This is a genomic window from Rhodococcus sp. SG20037 (genome assembly GCF_031763325.1).
Lineage (GTDB): Bacteria > Actinomycetota > Actinomycetes > Mycobacteriales > Mycobacteriaceae > Rhodococcus_F > Rhodococcus_F qingshengii.
The window spans coordinates 2,735,697-2,753,320 of record NZ_CP134497.1 but is presented as its reverse complement, the minus strand read 5'-3'; the positions used below and the strand labels follow the sequence as shown (position 1 = coordinate 2,753,320).

Genomic DNA, 17,624 nt, shown 5'->3' with positions numbered 1-17,624 from the left:
AGAAAGATGAAATGCGCCTCTCATCCCTTTCGAATGAGGCGCGAACTACGTCGGTGGAAAGTGTTCGCTATTCCGCGTCATGCACCGAAAGGCTTCGACCCAACGGCAATCACGGGCGAACACCGGTGGTGCGTTGACAGATTTCACACACGCGATTCCGCGTACACTGTGTGGGGTCAATCCACTCAGCACGTACAAATTCGGCGCGATTCTCATGGCGGCAAAACGAGGAAACCTACCGATCGAACTGAGCAGTTTCGTCGGTCGCCGGTCCGAGGCCAAAGAAGTCCGACGCCTGCTGTCGGACTACCGGCTCGTGACCCTTACGGGCCTGGGTGGGGTCGGCAAAACCCGCTTGGCGCTCCGTGCCGCCGATGATTCCTCCCGTGCGTTCCCCGGGGGCGTCTGGTTCGTCGACTTCAGCGAACTGCGGGAGCCGGCACTTCTCGATCAGACGATTCTTGCCGCACTCGGAGTACAAGACCGATCTACGCGGTCACCGCGATCGGTACTGATCGGCCGTCTCGTCGACGAACGTGTCCTGCTTGTTCTGGACAATTGCGAACACCTCATCGGCTGGGTGGCCGACACCGCCGCCGAACTCCTCCGGTGCTGTGCCCGATTGGCACTTCTGGCGACCAGCCGAGAACCGCTCGACATTCCCGGCGAGATGGTATTACGGGTGCCGCCTCTGCGATTTCCCAACGAGGCGCCGTCGCCAACCGACACCCGCGATGGTGATGCGATGATGCTGTTCGAGCAGCGGGCACGTTCCTCCGTGACGGACTTCCGCATCACCAGCGAGAACAGCGCGGCTGTGGAGAAGATCGTCCGCCGGTTGGAAGGACTACCGCTGCCGATCGAGTTGGCGGCTGCCCGACTGAGGGCGATGTCGGTCGATCAGATCCTGCAAAAACTCGACGACCGCTTCCAACTGCTGACGCGGGGCAGCCGGAACGCTCCAGCGCGTCAACAAACGCTTGCACAGAGTATCGACTGGAGCTTCGATCTGTGTACGCCGCCGGAGAAGTCGTTGTGGGCGAACTCGAGCGTATTTGCGGGTAGCTTCGATCTCGGGTCCGTCGAAGGAATTCTCGCCGACGAAGCACAGAACGACGACTTGGGCGATCTCGTGATGTCCCTTGTCGACAAGTCGATCCTCATCCGTGAACAAAACGGCTCGTACGTCCGCTACCGCCTACTCGAGACTCTTCGCGACTACGGGCGTGAACTGGTGTCAGTCGACGAGTGGGTCTCGCTGCAGCGCAGGCACAGTGAGTGGTTCAGGCAACTCGTCTTCCGCGCCGGAGTCGACTGGACGGGGCCGCACCAAATCGACTGGATGACGCGGATCGACCGCGACTTACCCAACGTGCGCACCGCGTTGGAATTCGGTCTGACCGAACCCGACTCGGTCGAAGCCACATTGCGTACCGCAAGTGCTCTGCATGATTACTGGCTTGCACGTGGTCGATTCAACGAAGGTCGCTACTGGTTGGGTCGCGCCCTGGCCGAGGTGCCCGAACTGACCGAGGGCACTCTCGGTGACGCGGTAGTCGAGGCCGCCGCGACAGGCGCACTGCTGGCAGCCCTCCAACGAGATATCGCTTCGGCGACAAGCATTGCCGAAGAGGCTCGGCGACAGGCCGAGATGCAGCGGAACGACGACGGACGCATACTGGCGCGGTACACGCTCGGATTCGTCGCGGTCGCCGACGGCGATCTCGTGCGCGGCGCCGAGTACCTGGAGCAGGCTGTCGCAGCATTCCGGGCAAACGACGACATCGCCCGTCTGGTACCCGCGCTCTACTGGTTCGCCTTCGTCGTCGACGCACTCGGCGAAACCGACCGGGCTGCAAGGATTTACGAGGAGGAGTTGGCCCTCACCGAATCGCGCGGCGAAATCTTGTGGCGGTCGATGACGATGTCGGACTACGGATCCGCCCTGTGGCGTCATGGCAACCACGCTCGCGGTATCGAGCTACTCGAAGATTCTCTCCGATTGCTTCGAGGGCTGGGTAACCAGTTCGGATGTGCATGGTGCCTCGAGGAAATCGCGTGGACGCTTGTCGACCGGGACGCAAAGCTGGCAGCCACACTGATGGGAGCTGCCGACACGCTGTTCACCGCCACGGGCAGCCCGATGGACACCTTCAGGAGCATGGTCCCGTACCACGAAAACAGCGTGACCGAGGCTCGTAACCGGATCGGAGACAGGGTGTTTCAAACAGCATTCGATCATGGACGAGCTCTGACTCTCGACGACGCAGCGGCCCGCGCGCTGAGAGAGCAACCGCCCGGTGGATCACCGAAATCGGCGGCTGACGAAGTGCTGACTCCGCGGGAGCAGCAGGTGGCCGAACTCGTCGCACTGGGCCTGACAAACCGAGCAATCGCGGACAAGCTGGTCATTTCTCAGCGCACTGTCGACGGCCACGTCGATCACATACTGAACAAACTGGGGTACGGCTCGCGCACCAGGATTGCGGCCTGGGTGCTCCAGCGCACAAACGACTTCCGCAACCCTTCGACCTCGTGACGGTCGGTGTCTTCGATCGATCGCGGCGCGGCGGGTAACCCGGCCGAATCCTGTCGCAAGAATCCGACCGTCGAAAGTTTTCTCAGCCTTCGTGATCAGCGAGAGTCCAGTGTCCCGCACCGCGCAGTTCGAGTTGTCGATTGTGAAAAACGTCGAGAGTGCTGCGATGCCCGACGCTGACAATGATGCTGTCGGGCAGTTCACGGCGAAGGATGTCGTAGAGCGTGTACTCGAGGCCTTCGTCGATTCCGGATGTCGCCTCGTCGAGAAATGCGGTTCGCGGTCGGATCAGGAGGACTCGGGCGAACGCCAACCGTTGTTGTTCGCCCGGCGACAGAATTCGAGTCCAATCAGCCGGCTCGTCGAGCCGACCGATCAAATGTGCGAGATGCACCTCGGCGAGCGCGTCGTGGAGCCTGCGGTCGTCGAAGTTCGAGCGCCCGGTGTTCGGCTGACCTGAGGGCAACTGGTCCGGATATGCCAAACCCGCGCGCAGAGAACCCAATGGTAGGTATGGCCGTTGTGAGAGGAACAGGACGTCTCCGACCGGGGTGGTCACGGAACCGTTTGTGTACGGCCACAACTGCGCGATGCTGCGGAGCAGCGTGGTTTTGCCGCTACCCGACGGACCCTTCACCAGCAGTGCATCGCCGGGCCCCAGTGACATGTCGAGTTCGGAGATCAACGCCTCACCAACCGGCGTGCGCACGTCGAGTCCCCGAACAACCAAATGACTGCCAGCGGAGAACGCGTCGAGCACGGGAAGTGTGCGGGCACGTCGATTGGCATCGGCGAGCCCGGTCAAACGGATCAGTGTGGCCCGGAAACTTGCAAAATCGGCATAAGACTCTCGAAAGAACGACAACGAATTGTGCACCTGGCCGAATGCTTGAGCAGTTTGCATCACGTCGCCGAAAGTGATCTGCCCGCTGAACAATCGAGATCCCTGGACCAGAAACGGAAACACCACCGCTGTCTGATCCACTGCCAGATTGAAGCCACTGAACTTGAGCGTCCGGAAGACGATCGCCCACATATTGCGGATCACTGCAGCAAAACGTAGTCCGAGCGTGCGTCGTTCGACGTTCTCTCCGCGATAGAAGGCGATGCTTTCGCCGTACTCCCGTAGTCGAACCAACGCGTACCGGAAGCTGGCGCCGAGTTTCTCGTTCAAGAAGTTCAGCATGATCAAAGGCCGGCCGATCCAGAATGCGAGTGCCGTGGTCACCAACACGTAGATGTAGACGAGAAAGATCATCGCTCGCGGAATCTCGGCACCGAAAACAGTCAACGGCCCGGACAGATCCCACAGGATCTTGGTGAAGCTGACGATCGAGACCATTGCGGCGACGGCGCCCATGGACAACGTGCGGGACGACGTCGCGAATGCGGTGATGTCTGCCTGAATACGTTGGTCCGGATTGTCGACCGGGTTCTCCAGGAAGTTTCCGCAATAGTAGGCGCGGCCGTCGAGCCAATCGTCGGTCAATGTGTCATTGAGCCAACTGCGCCAATTGATATCGAGTGTTTGGCCCACCAGGTAGACGACGAGTGAGCTAGCGACGTGGACTGCGGCCAATATCGCGAACACTCGCAGGTAGTGCCAGAAAGCGGTTTCGTCGAGGTTCTGAATGGCGTCGTAGAAATCCTTGTACCAGTACGAGAACAACACCGTCACGCGGACACCGAATATCGTGAGCAGCAGCAGTAACGCGAGAATCGACAGCGGAATGACGGTGCGCCGGGGATCGAAGTAGGGCCAAGCCATTCGCCGAAACTGGTTGCCCCAGACGGTATACCGAGCAAGCAGCAGCGCGGTGACGACGAGAACCGCTACCGTGATCGCATATGCCTCTGCCAACCACAGTGCGCTGTCCGTTACCGCGCTACCCCAATTCACCGTAGCCTCCGTCCTGGAGGGGAACTGACGATCACATATCGGTCGACAGCATTCGGTTCGCGATCCGCAATCCCGAGTCTTCCGCGGCATCCAATGCACGTGATTGCTCTGCCGTTATCCTGTCGCACACCCAATCCCAGTGCATCGTCACCACAGCGCCGGGGACGGGCATCGCCGCAAGCGCGTTGCCCTCGACCCTCCACCGCACTCTCTGCGTTGCCGGTCGGCCGCGTGCGAGTTGCTCACCGTCGAACTCGAGCGGGGACGAAACCACCAATGCATGCTCCTCGCCGACGTCCTCGACCACTCCCCATCTGATCCGGCAGTTCTGGAGGACGGACAGTGGGACCGCACCGCGCTTCCGAAGAAGCTTGACCCACGGATACACCAGAAATACGTGAAAACTGTGGTGCGCGAGCGCGCGGTCCCGACCCCCGAGGACGGGGAGGAACCCGGTGTTCTCGCGTTCACCGAATGCCCCCCTCAAGTGCTGTAACAACTTCCCCGAATCGAGAGAGTCGAGGAGATCACCTCCCACCCAATAGGCTTCGATCACTCGCGAATCCAGGGGGTCGTCGATGCCCGCTCCTACAGCCAATGCCTCGAGATACGGCCACGCACCGTCGAATTGACGAGCGTGATCACGGTCGCCGCTGCCCGAGTTGCCGCTGGCCAGACGAAGCAGCACTGAAGGATCGTCGGGTCCGCAGTAACCCAACTCGTTCGGCGGATACGCGTAGCGGGCAAACAATGCCGGCCCGTTCATACCGACGGCAGTCATCAGCAGATCCGCGGGAGTTGTTCACCTGCCGGCAGATCCACTACCCGATTGCCTCCCAATGCCGTACGCGCCACCACCATTGTGCGATGTTCGGCCACGCACTCCCCGATCACGGCGGCTCCCACACTCAGTGGATTGCCGTGCATCGCTTCCAGAACCAGGGCGGCATCTTTGCGTGGAACGAAAGCGATCAACTTGCCCTCGTTTGCGACGTACAACGGATCCAAGCCGAGTAGCCCACAGGCGTCGCGCACGTCAGCGGGAATCGGCAGATCTCGCTCCACCAGCGCAACCCCGATGTTCGACGCCTGAGCGATCTCGTTGAGGGTCGCGGCGACTCCGCCCCGCGTAGGGTCGCGCAGGACGTGGATGTCGACGCCGGTGGCAATCATGTCGGCCACCACGCCGTTCAGGGCCGCACAATCACTGCGCACTTCGGTCCCGAATTCGAGACCTTCGCGACAACTCATCACGGCCACGCCGTGAACGCCGATGTCGCCGCTGACGATCACGACGTCACCCACTTGTGCGCGAGTGGGGCTGATGTCCACCCCGTCTGCGACAATCCCGATTCCTGCGGTGTTGATGAAGACTCCGTCGCCGTGACCGGCATCGACGACCTTGGTATCACCTGTCACCAGCCGAACGCCGGCAACGTGCGCGGCCTCACCGAGCGCCTTCGCGATTCCCGCGATGTCGGTCAGTGCCGTCCCTTCTTCCAGGATGAATGCCGTCGACATCACCAATGGCTGCGCTCCAGTCATCGCCAGGTCGTTCACCGTTCCGTTGACAGCGAGATCGCCGATAGTTCCGCCGGGAAACACCATGGGTTTGACGACATACGAGTCGGTCGAGAACGCGAGCCGCACCCCGCCGACGTCGAATACGGCCGAGTCACCGAGTTCTGCTTCGGCAGCGCTTCCGAACGAGGGCAGGAACAGGTGCTCGATGAGCTCGGCGGACATCGCTCCTCCACCACCGTGCCCCATGACGATGTTCGGCGAATCACGCAGCGGCAGTGGGCAGACCCACGCCGACAAGTCCACGACAGCGGTCTCCTCAGCCGGCATGACCCGCCTCCTGAAGTTCCAGGCGCCGGTACAGGTAGTACGCGGCGCACGCCCCCTCGGACGACACCATCGTGGCACCGAGCGGATTCCGCGGAGTGCATTCCTTCCCGAAGGCACTGCACTCGTGTGGCTTGATCAAACCTTGCAACACTTCTCCGGAACGGCAGACGCTCGACTCGTCAGTGTGGATATCGGTCACCGAAAAACGCTCTTCGGCATCAAAATACGCATACTTCGGTGCCAGTTGCCAACCGCTGTCCGGGATCGATCCGATGCCGCGCCACGTCCGGTCCGACACGGCGAACACATCCTCGAGCATCGCTTTCGCTGCGGTGTTGCCCTGCGCGGTGACGGCACGGGCGTAGGCATTTTCGACCTCGTATCGACCCGATTCCAACTGCAGCACCGTCTTTCGGATGCCCTCCAGCAGATCCAGCGGCTCGAATCCGGTGACGACGATCGGGACCTTGTACTTCTCGGCCAGCGCCGGGTACTCCGACGTTCCCATCACACTGCACACATGCCCGGCCGCCAGAAATGCCTGCACGCGGCACTCTGGCGAATCCATGATCGCGGCCATCGCCGGCGGGACCAGAACGTGCGAGACGAGTAGCGAGAAGTTCTCGATACCCAGGCGATTGGCCTGATAGACGGTCATGGCGTTGGCCGGCGCGGTGGTCTCGAATCCGATCCCGAAGAACACCACTTGCCGGCCCGGATTCTCCTTGGCAATAGTCAGTGCATCCAACGGTGAGTACACCACCCGCACGTCACCGCCGGCGCTCTTGATGCGGAACAGATCCGACGAACTCCCCGGAACTCGCAACATGTCCCCGAAGGAGCAGAAAATGACATCGGGTCTTGCCGCGATTTCGAGAGCTTTGTCGATGATCTCGAGCGGGGTGACACAGACCGGGCATCCGGGTCCGTGGATCATCTCGATCTGTTGGGGAAGTAATTGATCGATGCCGTGTCTGATGATCGAATGTGTCTGACCACCACACACTTCCATGATCGCCCATCGCCGTGTGGCCAGCGCACGGATCTGATCCAGCAGTTTGCCGGCCAGTTCCGGATCGGAGAACTCGTCCAGATATTTCATGATTCCGTCTCCTTCGGTTCGATCCCCGCGGCCCGGGCAGCCCTTTCGAACCCGTCACCGAATTCCTCTTCCAGTACGCCGAGGTGCTCGAATTCCGCCAGCGTGCTGCGAGCGGATTCCTCGTCGAGTCGCTGGATGGCAAATCCGACGTGCACCACGACGTACTCGCCGACTTGGGCGCCCGGAATGTACTCGAGGCACACTTCTTTTCGGACGCCACCGAAGTTCACCACCGACATCGTCGTTCCGTCGCGTTCCTCCAGGGACTCGATACGTCCCGGTACGGCTAGGCACATGACACAACTCCTGACCTCATGACGAACTCCCCACCAGCACTTGGCCGTAGGCGAGACCGCCGTCGTTCGGCGGCAACTCCAGTCCTGTCAACGGCGTGAATCCAGCGTCTGAGAGCAGAGCACACGCCCGAACGAGCAGTAGAGGGTTCTGAAAGACACCTCCGGTGAGTACTACCTCGTCCACTCCCGCCAGTTCCCGGCCACGAATTGCCCACTCGAGCACCAGGTGCGCTACGGATTCGTGGAAACGGGCGCCGATCACTTCAGCGGGCAACTTCTCCCGGAGATCGCGGACAACAGCCCGAATGACCGACCGCGGATCTGCTGTCCACGAATCGTCGTCCGACTGCGTCCAATCGAAGGTGTACCGCGAACCGGCGCTGTCGACTCCCCTCGACACCCCCTCCAACTCGATGGCAGCCTGCGCTTCGTAGTCGACCCTCTGACGGACCCCGGTCAGCGAGGAGACTGCGTCGAACAACCGCCCCATGCTCGAGGTGTCCACGCACCCGAAACCGGTTTCCATCTGGTGAAGTAGGACCGACTGCTCTCGGGGCGGACAGGCTGCCACGGGCGCGAGGTCGGATTCCCAGTCCAACCCGGCATGCCACAGGTGGGCGAGCGCCATTCGGTACGGCCGTTCCACTCCGGCATCGCCACCGGGCAGCAGTACGTATCCCAGATGCGCGAGACGGCGATAACCCTTGTACGTCGCCAGCAGTAGTTCCCCTCCCCACACTGCGCCGTCCGCCCCGTAGCCGGTGCCGTCGAACGCTATTCCGAGAACTGGTTCGCTCCCGTCCCGGCCGTTCTCCCCCATCACGGAAGCCACATGTGCGTGGTGATGCCCGACGATGCGCACCGGTCGGTCACCACTACGACTGCGAGCCCACGAGGACGAGCGATACCGAGGATGCTCGTCACAGGCGATCTGGTGCGGCACCACCCCCGTGATCGATTCGAAGTGACTCTCCGACGCAGCAAAACTGTCGATGACAGCGAGGTCGCCCATGTCTCCGATGTGCTGACTCGGCCACACATATCCGTCCTCGGCAAGACAGAAGGTGTTCTTCAGGTCGGCCCCGACCGCCAAGGTAGGCGGTACGTCGAACGGCGCGGTGACGGGCAGCGGAGCATATCCGCGCGAGCGACGAAGCAACTGTCTTCCACTGCCGACTATTCGCATCACCGAGTCGTCACACGGCATCAAGATCGGACGGTTGTGGGTCAATACCCCGTCGGCCAGGTCACCCAATCGTTCGAGATCGTTGTCGGAGTACAGAATCGGCTCACCGCCGATGTTCGCCGATGTCATGACCAACACCGCTGGGCCCGCCTCTTCTCCGGCCAAACCCAGAAGAAGATGCTGAATCGGGTTGTAGGCCAGCATGATTCCGATATCCGGAATGCCGGGGGCAATCAAGGGGGAAAGCGCGTATCCAGACGCTTTGGCAACCAGCACAATCGGGCGCTCGCGCGAGGACATGGCATCAGCCTCGGCATCACCGACCACACCCAACTCTCTGGCTTCTGGCACATCGCGCACCATCACCGCCAACGGCTTGCTTGCTCGATGCTTGCGTTCACGCAACTCGTGAACCGCGCGGTCGTCGCGGGCATCACAAGCCAGGTGAAATCCTCCGATTCCCTTGACAGCAAGAATCTTCCCGTCTCGCAGTAGGGATCGGGCTCGTAGCAGTGCACCCTCACCGGTCACGGCGGGCGCGTCCCCTTCCACGAACGATAGCGTTGGACCGCACTGCGGGCAGGCAATCGGTTGCGCATGAAACCGGCGGTCGGCGGGATCCACGTACTCCGCCGCACAGTTCGCGCACAACGGGAATCGCTTCATCGTCGTAGCGGCCCGGTCGTAGGGCAGCGATTCGATGATCGTGAATCGCGGACCGCAGTTGGTGCAGGTGATGAATGGATGACGATATCGCCGATCGCTCGGATCAGTCAGTTCCCGGAGGCAGTCGTCGCAGATCCCGACATCCGCCGGCGCCAAGGTTCGCCCGACCGACCCCGCATCCGTCTCGACTATGCGAAACCCCTCACGACCAACCGGCCGCGAGTCCTCGCGCTCCACCGACTCCACCCGTGCCAGCGGTGGGGGGCGGTTTCGCACCCGAGCGACAAATGCATCGATTGTCTCTCCGTCGCCTTCGACGTCGATCACGACACCGAGAGCAGAATTTCCCACCGAACCCGACAGTCCCAGTTCGGTGGCGGTCGCATGGACGAACGGCCGGAAGCCCACCCCCTGGACTACGCCACGAACGATGACACGGCAGGCGATCTTCATGTCCCGACCTCGCCGTTACCAGTATCGGAGTCGACTACCTCACCGTCGTGGCCACCACGGCCCATCAGTTCGAGGCCGGCCCGAGCATGGCGAGCTCCCTGCTCGTCGACCTTCTCGACTGCAAAGCCCATGTGGATCACCACCCAGTCACCTGCCGTGACGGTGCCTTCGTCGAGCATTCCGATGTTGACCTTGCGTGGTGCCCCCTCCACGTCGACGAGAGCGAGTTGACCTCCGTATCCGTCCAGTAGTTCGCGTACCCGTCCCGGAATCCCCAGACACATGACTCACACCTCCGGCCCCAGTGTGGTGGCATCACAGTCCACGTCGATGGACCGGACGAGTGCCAGCACCGCCGAAGCGGCTTGCCCTACCGAATCACGCATCTCCGCACTCAATCCGATTCCGTCGCCGATCGATTTCGCATGTGCCCCCACCACGAACGTCCGCGGGAGTGTTCCGCCGAGGGCCTGCAGGCTGGCAAACACCGAACTCGGATGCATCGAGTGCGCGTCGAAACCTCCTTGCGGGCCTTCACTTTCGGGGTCCACTTCGATGATCGCGAGCTTGCCCGGGACTCCGGTCGCCGGTAAGGCATCGATCAGGACCAGGGCGTCCCACGACTCCAACAAGTCGTACGCCAGATGCACGCCCCGAATCCCGTAGTCGACCAGGTGAGCTCCCGATGGGAGATTCTCATGCTGCAGCGCCCGAACAACTTCGGGGCCGAATCCGTCGTCTTCGAGAAATATGTTTCCGACACCTGCAATCAGCACGCGCACAGCGCTTTACATCTTTCGCATTCGCAGATAGCGCTGGATGTCCGGCATCGACACCACCAGGACGATCGCGGCTGCGATCGCGGTGGCGCCGAGAAGTGCCGTCGACAGCAATCCCATGCTCCTCATGGCGAGTTCTCCTCTCGATAGCTGTGAAGTTCGATAGCTGTGAGTACGTCACGCGCTGTCGCGCGGCATCGGCTCTATCTCGTCCGGCGCGAAGTACAGGTAGCGGCCGTACCAGTTGTGCAGATCGGCGGCCGGATCGTCCAACAGTGTCACCCCAACATGAATGTCGCCGTCCACGTCTTCATGAATGGTGGCGACGTGGGCGATCCGGCCGTCGAAGAACAGGTCCTGAGCATCAGCGCGGCGTGAGGGGTGGAGCCGAACTGTACTTCCACCAGAGACACGGACGCCGTTGATCAGAACTGCGTCGGTGCGTGGTTGGACACTGGTGTCGGCTTCCGGGGTCCACCAGTCCACACCGTCAGGCACCTCGGGTATCAGATCAGAACCGGCGTGCGGATTTCGCAGCACACCGTGCAGGCCGGCTAGATCGTCGTCCGTCAATCGCTCACATCGGTCGATGATGTCGGCAGCTCTGGAGTCGGTAGCTCGCGCCCGCGCCTTTTCCTCGTCGGTCATGGCAAGGATTCTCAGGGTGAGAATTTCGTCGATCTCGGTCGAGTCGAAGAGAGATCCCTCGCTCTGCGGCGCAATCTCGGGAAAGTCGTACAGGATGATCGGTGACACCAGAACGGTGGGAGATGTGCCAGGGTGAGTGGGGTCCTCGGTCCCCGCAAGCACCGGATAACAGCGATTTTGCCGCAACTGCTCCGAGTGATCTGCTTCTTCGAACAACGACAGGAACCTCGAGCCTGTGCAGTTCACAATGACGTGAGTCCCCAGCATCGATTGCGCGGTGGCCGTGCCCTTGTCCCGTGCGTCGACGCTCGTGGCGTTCATGATCGTCACGGAAATCACCGTGCGTCCGTCCCCGGCGGAGGCGCTCACTGCCAAGAGGCCATTCACCGGAAGCCGTGTCCGAACGATCCGTCCGACCACCCTGCCCCGAGAGTCCGACAAAGTCTCTCCTTCGACAACTCCGGCCGCACAGAAGGTTTCTTCGACGCCGGCCTCGAGTTCGTCCAGACCCCACGGACCCAACACGATCTCGGACTCGGTGGCTTCGTCCCACGAGATCGACTCCCGCTCGCCGACTACCAACCGATCGACCGGGATCCACGCCCCGCCGGCGCCGAGTCGTTCAACCGTCCGCGACTGGTGGTGCAGAAATCTCACAGTCGCAGAAACCTCGACGCCGTTCCGCTCGAATTCGCCGAGCAGACATTGCGCGGACATCGACGGTTCCTCGCCGACTCCGACCTCGGCGGCGCCGGGCGGTCCGAGAACCCCGAACTGCCAACGGGATTGATTCTTCGCCGAGCCGGCCCGGTAGGGATAGAGAAGATATCCCTCGTACAGGACGGCGTCGGCCACGGCCCGAACGTCGTGATCCATCCCCGTTCGAGTCATCGCGGCACCTGGCTCGCCGTCAGCAACTGCCGCACGGCTGAATCGAGGTCCGTGAGGCCGTGCGCTGCCTTGAACCGCACGAGATCGGCAATCGTCTCATGGTCGAGGCGTACCCAACCAGACGCCGGATAATGCGCAGCCATCAGCTGTTTCCACACGTCGACCGGCAATTCGTAGGCAGCAGATCTGTCCCACGGGATCTGCTGCACGGAGAACCCACGCGGTCCGTCGGTGAATACCGTGCCGCTCAGTAGAACCACGATCGGAATCGTTCCGTCTCCGAGTGCGTGCATGTACTTCGACGCCGTCACCGAGAAGTCGTACGTACACGCCATGGGCAAGGCCGCGACCGTTGTTCCGGTGAATCCTTGAACGACAGTGGAACATTCCATCCACAGGAAGGTGCGCAGCGTACTCGACCAACGCTCCCGCGGACCGAAGAGATCGCGCAGACCTTCGCCTTCGGCGTCGGAGTACGGTCGGCGGTGTGGTTCGATTCGTACCTGCGCGCGCAGAGCCACCGCACGGACGGTCGTGCCGGTGGATTCCGACATTCTCAATCTCACCGTCAGATTCGGCGTAACCGCGTACGGTTCCACCTCCATGTTGTCGATCGAGAAGTCGAGAACAGTCATGCCGACCTGCTTCGCGCCTCGACGCGCCCGAAGAACTCGTCCACTGCGCGTGCGGCATCCTGGCCACCGTCGAATCCGCGCCACACGGTGCGCAATCGTCCCACCAGTTCGTAACAGGCGTCGATGGGAACAACGAAGCATCTCGGCGATTGTCCTGACGTGGGCACCGACACGATCAACGCCTCGACGTCGGCCCGCATCTGCGCGAGCCCCGGATTCTCCTCGAGCACAGTCTCGAACGAGTCGATGGGCAACTCGGATTCGGTAGCTCCGGCCGGTCCCGGATAGAAGACTATGTACTTGTCGAGGAGTGAGTTGCGGAAGAAGAATGCCAGGCCGACGGGGATTTCCAGAGACTCCCACCGGCCAGGGCCGAGGTCGAAGTCCGGAAACTCGAGGTACCGATCGGGAACCGCTTTGTATCGAAGGTCCGCGTCGACCGGTGCAAAGAGTAGATAGCACGGTCGGCACACGCACATCAGGCTCCGGACCTGTACGTCCACGACGTGCTGGTGTTCGTCGCCTATGCCCGCCGCACACATCTCACACCTCGGTCCGGTCGGAACGACACGCGACGAGGCAATTCGTGTGAGCACCTCTCCCACAGTGACTTTCATGACCGGGCTGCGTTCACGGCTAGGTCACCGGTATCACAGAATCGTCAGCAAGCGCGACCGAGAGCACTCCGTCGCGAATCAGCACCGGCACAGGCGCCAGGTGCTCGGAGCCGGTGCCCACCCGCGCTCCCGCCCCGTACACACTGAAGTGGGCAGAGCACGTCGGACAGGTGAGGACAGCGGCGTCTCGGGCAGGACGGCCCATCATGCGTTCGAGCACAGCCCCCGCCATCGAGTGCTCACACACCGGGCAACGGTCGCGATACGCGTACAGATCGTCACCGGAGCGGCAGACCAACAGATCGGTGCCCGACACGCGGAAGCCCGCGACCTCTCCCACCTCGACTTCGGCGAATTCGGGGACCTCCACCCAGTGCGTACCTCCCCCGTCGGCGTGAACGTGCGAGAACAGGGACTCGACCGAAATCACACCCGACTTCAGCTCATGCGAATCCGGTGTTTCGACGTCGATTCCGGTGGTCTCGGGTGCCGCCGCCTGCACCGCGTCCTGGACCGCGGTTTCGAGGGTCACCGAGGACGAAGGGCAACTGTTACAGCTTCCGAGAAGCCGTAGTCGCACTACGCCGTCCGCCACCTCGATCAGTTCGACGTCGCCTCCGTGCGAACCGAGGTACGGACGCACGCTGTCGAGCGCAGTGCGGACGCGGGTCTCCACGTCGTGCGGGTGAAGTCCGTGCACCAGTAGCAGGCTGGACACCAGATCGTCGCGAACCATCGCATCCATCGTGGCCGGATCTGCCAGAGCGACGGTGCGTTCGAGTGCTGCGCCGTACAACTGCACGACCTCACGCACCAGTTGCTCGGCGCGATCTCTCGCCACCGGGCCTGCGCCGGCGTTGGCCTGCAACAACGTCTCGATGCGCTCACCTGCTCCGCGCCAGTAGTCGGCCGATTGCTCCATCGATCACTCCCCGGTCACGGACTGCGTCGGAGAGTGCAACTTCTCCAGGGTCTTGCCACCGCCGAGATACATGTGAACACCACACGGCAGGCAGGGATCGAAACTACGCACGGTCCGCATGATGTCGATGCCCTTGAAGTGGTCTCGATCGTTCTCCTCGAAGATCGGCTGACCCTGCACGGCATCCTCGTACGGGCCGGGGGTTCCGTAGCTGTCGCGCGGGCTCGCATTCCACGGTGTCGGTGGGTACGGGTGATAGTTCGCGATTTTTCCGTCACGAATCACCATGTGGTGTGAGAGAACTCCGCGGACGGCTTCGGTGAATCCGCAACCGATACCCTCGTCCGGGACCTCGAACGACTCCCACGTCTTGGTCCGGCCGGCCCGGATCTCGACAAGCGCCTTCTCGGCGAAATGAAGGGCAGCCGCGGCTGCGTATGCCTGGAAATACGTTCGCGCGCGGTTTCTTTCGAGGGTATTGCTGCCATGTTCGGGAATCTTCCACTCGAGCGAGACAGGACCCTTCAGTGCTGTTTTCGGAAGATTGATCTTCACACTGTGTCCGGTCGACTCCAGGTATCCGATGTCGACCAGGCCGGCCAGAGCGGTGCTCCACAGACGAGCCAATGCTCCCCCGCCCGTATCCAGAGCAAGGTTGTCTTTTCCGTCGAACCATCGCGGTGACATGACCCAGCTGTACTTGTCCTCGAGGTTCCGCTTCTGCGGGTGAGGGTTGGTGTGCTGATTCCACGGGTGCCTGCGATCGACCGGGTTACCCAGCGGATCGGTTTTGACGAACATCTCCTGATCACTCCAGTCCTCGTAATACGAGGAGCCCAGCATGATCCGGATACCGAGGTTGATGTCCACCAGATCCGTGGTGACCAACTTTCCGTCGACAACCACACCGGGAGTGACAAACATCTTCCGGCCCCAGTCGGTCATGTCCTTGTAGGAGAAATTGCAGTACTCGGGGTCTTGGAACGATCCCCAACAACCCAGCAGGGTCCGCCGCAGGCCAACCTTTTCGTAACCAGGCATCGCCTGGTAGAAGAAGTCGAACAGGTCGTCGTGCATCGGCACGACCTTCTTCATGAATTCGACGTACCGCATCAGCCGCGACATGTAGTCCGTCATCAGTTCGATCGTCGCGACGGTGCCGACGCCGCCGGGATAGAGCGTCGACGGGTGAACGTGCCTGCCCTCCATCAAGCAGAACATTTCGCGAGTCGAACGCGAGACTTGCAACGCTTCGCGATAGAACTCACCCGTGAACGGATTGAGAGTCCGCATGATGTCCGCGATCGTGCGATACCCGTGCTGCTCCTCGTGCGGGCAGCGCGTGTTCTCTGCCTGCGCCAGCACACCGGGATTCGTCTCGGAGACCATCTTCTCGCAGTAGTCGACGGCGACAAGATTCTCTTGAAAGATGTTGTGGTCGAACATGTACTCGGCGGCCTCGCCGAGATTGACGATCCACTCGCCCAGATGCGGCGGCTTGACGCCGTACGCCATGTTCTGTGCGTAGCACGAGCATGTGGCGTGATTGTCACCGCAGATGCCGCAGATACGACTGGTGATGAAATGCGCGTCGCGCGGGTCCTTCCCCTTCATGAACAGGGAATACCCGCGAAAGATCGACGACGTGCTGTGGCACTCCACCACTTCGCGATTGGCGAAGTCGATCTTGGTGTAGATGCCCAGACTGCCGACGATTCGGGTGATGGGGTCCCACGCCATCTCGACAAGACCGTCGCGGTCCGCAGTCGAGGTGGGTTCGGGAACGATGGCCGTCATTGCAGTGCCTCCCAGAGACGTTGCTCACGAACTGATTTGAATGTATCCGGTCGGTCACCACGTACGCGTCGCACCGGTGAGTAATTTCGACCCGCGCTCGCGCCAGTGCGGTTCCTTGTCCAACGTGTTTCCGGTGATCCGGCGGAGACTGTGGATCACGGACCCGTACATTCCCACCGCATTGGTGGAGAGTTTGCCGCCAGGTGGTTCATCCATGAACGGCATGAACTTGTCGGGGAACCCCGGCATCGTGCACCCGATACAGATCCCGCCGACGTTGGGACACCCGCCGACTCCGTTGATCCAACCACGTTTGGGGACATTGCATTTCACGACCGGTCCCCAACATCCGAGTTTGACGATGCACTTCGGTGACCCGTACTCCGTCGCGAACTCACCCTGCTCGTAGTACCCACCACGGTCACAGCCCTCGTGTACGGTGGCACCGAAAAGCCACTGCGGGCGCAGGGATTCGTCCAAGGGAATCATCGGCGCCTGATCAGTGGCCATGTACAGAAGGTAGGTCAGGGTCTCGGAGAGGTTGTCCGGCTGAATGGGACACCCGGGAACGCAGACGATCGGGATGCCCGCCTTCGATTTCCAGGTCCACCCGAGATAGTCCGGCACGCCCATCGCACCGGTCGGATTGCCGGCCATCGCATGTATGCCGCCGTAGGTCGCGCACGTACCGACCGCAACTACCGCAGTGGCTTTCGGTGCCAGCTTGTCGAGCCATTCGCTCGTGGTGACCGGTTGGCCGGTTTCGCGATTGTTCCCGAAGCCGCACCAATACCCCTCGTCGTGAAGTTTCTCGTTCGGTATCGATCCTTCGACGACAAGAACAAAGGGTTCCAGTTCTCCGCGGTCGGCTTTCCAAAACCACTCCAGGAAATCGTCAGCGCCACCCTGCGGTCCGCATTCGAAGTCGATGAGCGGCCAATGAACCGCTACCTGCGGCAGGCCGGGCAAGGCGCCAAGCGCGATCTCCTCGATACTGGGTTGCGTGGCTGCAGTGAGCGCCACCGAATCTCCGTCGCAACTGAGACCGGCATTGATCCACAGCACGTGGATCAGAGTTTCTTCCGCTTTGGCCGCTGCGCTTGCGGGGGTAGCTGCGCTTTCGGAGGCAGGGTCCGCCGTGGTGCCAGCAGTCGATTTTTGTGTGTCCATGTCAGCCGCTTTCACGGGTGCACTTGCGCCTTGACTCTCAGCGCCGCGACTGGCCTGACACGCTATGGCCTCAAGACTCTGTGGCCTCGAATTGCCGCGGCACCGAAACGCTGACGCCACCGGAGTCGAACCTCGGCCCACTTGCGTGGCACCCACTCATTTCATTAACTAC

General features: G+C 61.7%; 16 protein-coding genes. 1 reads left to right on the top strand and 15 read right to left on the bottom strand.

Going from position 1 to position 17,624, the window contains the following annotated elements; all coding sequences use genetic code 11:
- Positions 1 to 133 precede the first annotated feature (133 nt).
- A complete protein-coding gene (locus tag RHP72_RS12795; protein WP_311094746.1) occupies positions 134 to 2,539 on the top strand; it encodes a LuxR C-terminal-related transcriptional regulator in 2,406 nt (801 codons plus the stop codon).
- 82 nt (positions 2,540 to 2,621) lie between these two features.
- On the opposite strand, the gene RHP72_RS12790 is transcribed toward RHP72_RS12795, so the two are convergent.
- Genes RHP72_RS12790 through RHP72_RS12725 form a run of 15 tightly spaced genes read right to left on the bottom strand, consistent with a single transcriptional unit; the run spans position 2,622 to position 17,452 of the window.
- Positions 2,622 to 4,439 carry an ABC transporter ATP-binding protein/permease gene (locus tag RHP72_RS12790; protein ID WP_311094745.1) on the bottom strand — a complete coding sequence of 606 codons (1,818 nt, stop codon included), beginning with the start codon at positions 4,437 to 4,439 and terminating at the stop codon, positions 2,622 to 2,624.
- A 31-nt stretch (positions 4,440 to 4,470) separates the two neighbouring features.
- A complete protein-coding gene (locus RHP72_RS12785; RefSeq protein WP_054825611.1) occupies positions 4,471 to 5,220 on the bottom strand; it encodes a DUF6390 family protein in 750 nt (249 codons plus the stop codon).
- A complete protein-coding gene (hypE, locus tag RHP72_RS12780) occupies positions 5,220 to 6,290 on the bottom strand; it encodes a hydrogenase expression/formation protein HypE (protein WP_311094744.1) in 1,071 nt (356 codons plus the stop codon). Before hypE ends, RHP72_RS12785 begins: the two co-directional genes overlap by 1 nt.
- Positions 6,280 to 7,392 (bottom strand): hydrogenase formation protein HypD, encoded by a 1,113-nt coding sequence (gene hypD / locus RHP72_RS12775; RefSeq protein WP_007735088.1) that lies wholly within the window; start codon positions 7,390 to 7,392, stop codon positions 6,280 to 6,282. Before hypD ends, hypE begins: the two co-directional genes overlap by 11 nt.
- Complete coding sequence (locus RHP72_RS12770; RefSeq protein ID WP_003942168.1) at positions 7,389 to 7,688, bottom strand: HypC/HybG/HupF family hydrogenase formation chaperone; 300 nt, start codon at positions 7,686 to 7,688, stop codon at positions 7,389 to 7,391. The genes hypD and RHP72_RS12770 overlap by 4 nt, the downstream gene beginning before the upstream one ends.
- Before the next feature lie 16 nt (positions 7,689 to 7,704).
- Positions 7,705 to 9,993, bottom strand: coding sequence for a carbamoyltransferase HypF (gene hypF, locus RHP72_RS12765; protein WP_050655148.1), 2,289 nt, complete (start codon positions 9,991 to 9,993; stop codon positions 7,705 to 7,707).
- Positions 9,990 to 10,277, bottom strand: coding sequence for a HypC/HybG/HupF family hydrogenase formation chaperone (locus RHP72_RS12760; protein WP_007735086.1), 288 nt, complete (start codon positions 10,275 to 10,277; stop codon positions 9,990 to 9,992). The genes hypF and RHP72_RS12760 overlap by 4 nt, the downstream gene beginning before the upstream one ends.
- 3 nt (positions 10,278 to 10,280) lie before the next feature.
- Complete coding sequence (locus RHP72_RS12755; protein WP_007735085.1) at positions 10,281 to 10,775, bottom strand: hydrogenase maturation protease; 495 nt, start codon at positions 10,773 to 10,775, stop codon at positions 10,281 to 10,283.
- 6 nt (positions 10,776 to 10,781) lie between these two features.
- A complete protein-coding gene (locus RHP72_RS29420) occupies positions 10,782 to 10,901 on the bottom strand; it encodes a DUF6893 family small protein (protein WP_003942178.1) in 120 nt (39 codons plus the stop codon).
- A 48-nt stretch (positions 10,902 to 10,949) separates the two neighbouring features.
- Positions 10,950 to 12,311 carry a hypothetical protein gene (locus RHP72_RS12750; protein WP_064444499.1) on the bottom strand — a complete coding sequence of 454 codons (1,362 nt, stop codon included), beginning with the start codon at positions 12,309 to 12,311 and terminating at the stop codon, positions 10,950 to 10,952.
- On the bottom strand, positions 12,308 to 12,946 hold the full coding sequence (locus tag RHP72_RS12745) for a DUF6084 family protein (protein ID WP_007735081.1): 639 nt from the start codon (positions 12,944 to 12,946) through the stop codon (positions 12,308 to 12,310). Before RHP72_RS12745 ends, RHP72_RS12750 begins: the two co-directional genes overlap by 4 nt.
- Positions 12,943 to 13,563 (bottom strand): DUF5947 family protein, encoded by a 621-nt coding sequence (locus RHP72_RS12740; RefSeq protein ID WP_042922570.1) that lies wholly within the window; start codon positions 13,561 to 13,563, stop codon positions 12,943 to 12,945. Before RHP72_RS12740 ends, RHP72_RS12745 begins: the two co-directional genes overlap by 4 nt.
- A gap of 19 nt (positions 13,564 to 13,582) precedes the next feature.
- On the bottom strand, positions 13,583 to 14,485 hold the full coding sequence (locus RHP72_RS12735; protein ID WP_003942277.1) for a NifU family protein: 903 nt from the start codon (positions 14,483 to 14,485) through the stop codon (positions 13,583 to 13,585).
- Positions 14,486 to 14,488: 3 nt separating this feature from the next.
- Positions 14,489 to 16,282, bottom strand: a complete 1,794-nt coding sequence (locus RHP72_RS12730; RefSeq protein ID WP_007735075.1) for a nickel-dependent hydrogenase large subunit — start codon at positions 16,280 to 16,282, stop codon at positions 14,489 to 14,491.
- A gap of 54 nt (positions 16,283 to 16,336) precedes the next feature.
- A complete protein-coding gene (locus RHP72_RS12725) occupies positions 16,337 to 17,452 on the bottom strand; it encodes a hydrogenase expression protein HypE (protein WP_311094743.1) in 1,116 nt (371 codons plus the stop codon).
- Positions 17,453 to 17,624: the final 172 nt, after the last annotated feature.

Bases quoted from the DNA above. Each gene is read 5' to 3' on its own strand.
- RHP72_RS12785 (WP_054825611.1), bottom strand. From the start codon at position 5,220: ATGACTGCCGTCGGTATGAACGGGCCGGCATTGTTTGCCCGCTACGCG.
- hypE (WP_311094744.1), bottom strand. From the start codon at position 6,290: ATGCCGGCTGAGGAGACCGCTGTCGTGGACTTGTCGGCGTGGGTCTGC.
- hypD (WP_007735088.1), bottom strand. From the start codon at position 7,392: ATGAAATATCTGGACGAGTTCTCCGATCCGGAACTGGCCGGCAAACTG.
- RHP72_RS12770 (WP_003942168.1), bottom strand. From the start codon at position 7,688: ATGTGCCTAGCCGTACCGGGACGTATCGAGTCCCTGGAGGAACGCGAC.
- hypF (WP_050655148.1), bottom strand. From the start codon at position 9,993: ATGAAGATCGCCTGCCGTGTCATCGTTCGTGGCGTAGTCCAGGGGGTG.
- RHP72_RS12760 (WP_007735086.1), bottom strand. From the start codon at position 10,277: ATGTGTCTGGGGATTCCGGGACGGGTACGCGAACTACTGGACGGATAC.
- RHP72_RS29420 (WP_003942178.1), bottom strand. From the start codon at position 10,901: ATGAGGAGCATGGGATTGCTGTCGACGGCACTTCTCGGCGCCACCGCG.
- RHP72_RS12750 (WP_064444499.1), bottom strand. From the start codon at position 12,311: ATGACTCGAACGGGGATGGATCACGACGTTCGGGCCGTGGCCGACGCC.
- RHP72_RS12745 (WP_007735081.1), bottom strand. From the start codon at position 12,946: ATGACTGTTCTCGACTTCTCGATCGACAACATGGAGGTGGAACCGTAC.
- RHP72_RS12740 (WP_042922570.1), bottom strand. From the start codon at position 13,563: ATGAAAGTCACTGTGGGAGAGGTGCTCACACGAATTGCCTCGTCGCGT.
- RHP72_RS12735 (WP_003942277.1), bottom strand. From the start codon at position 14,485: ATGGAGCAATCGGCCGACTACTGGCGCGGAGCAGGTGAGCGCATCGAG.
- RHP72_RS12730 (WP_007735075.1), bottom strand. From the start codon at position 16,282: ATGACGGCCATCGTTCCCGAACCCACCTCGACTGCGGACCGCGACGGT.
- RHP72_RS12725 (WP_311094743.1), bottom strand. From the start codon at position 17,452: ATGGACACACAAAAATCGACTGCTGGCACCACGGCGGACCCTGCCTCC.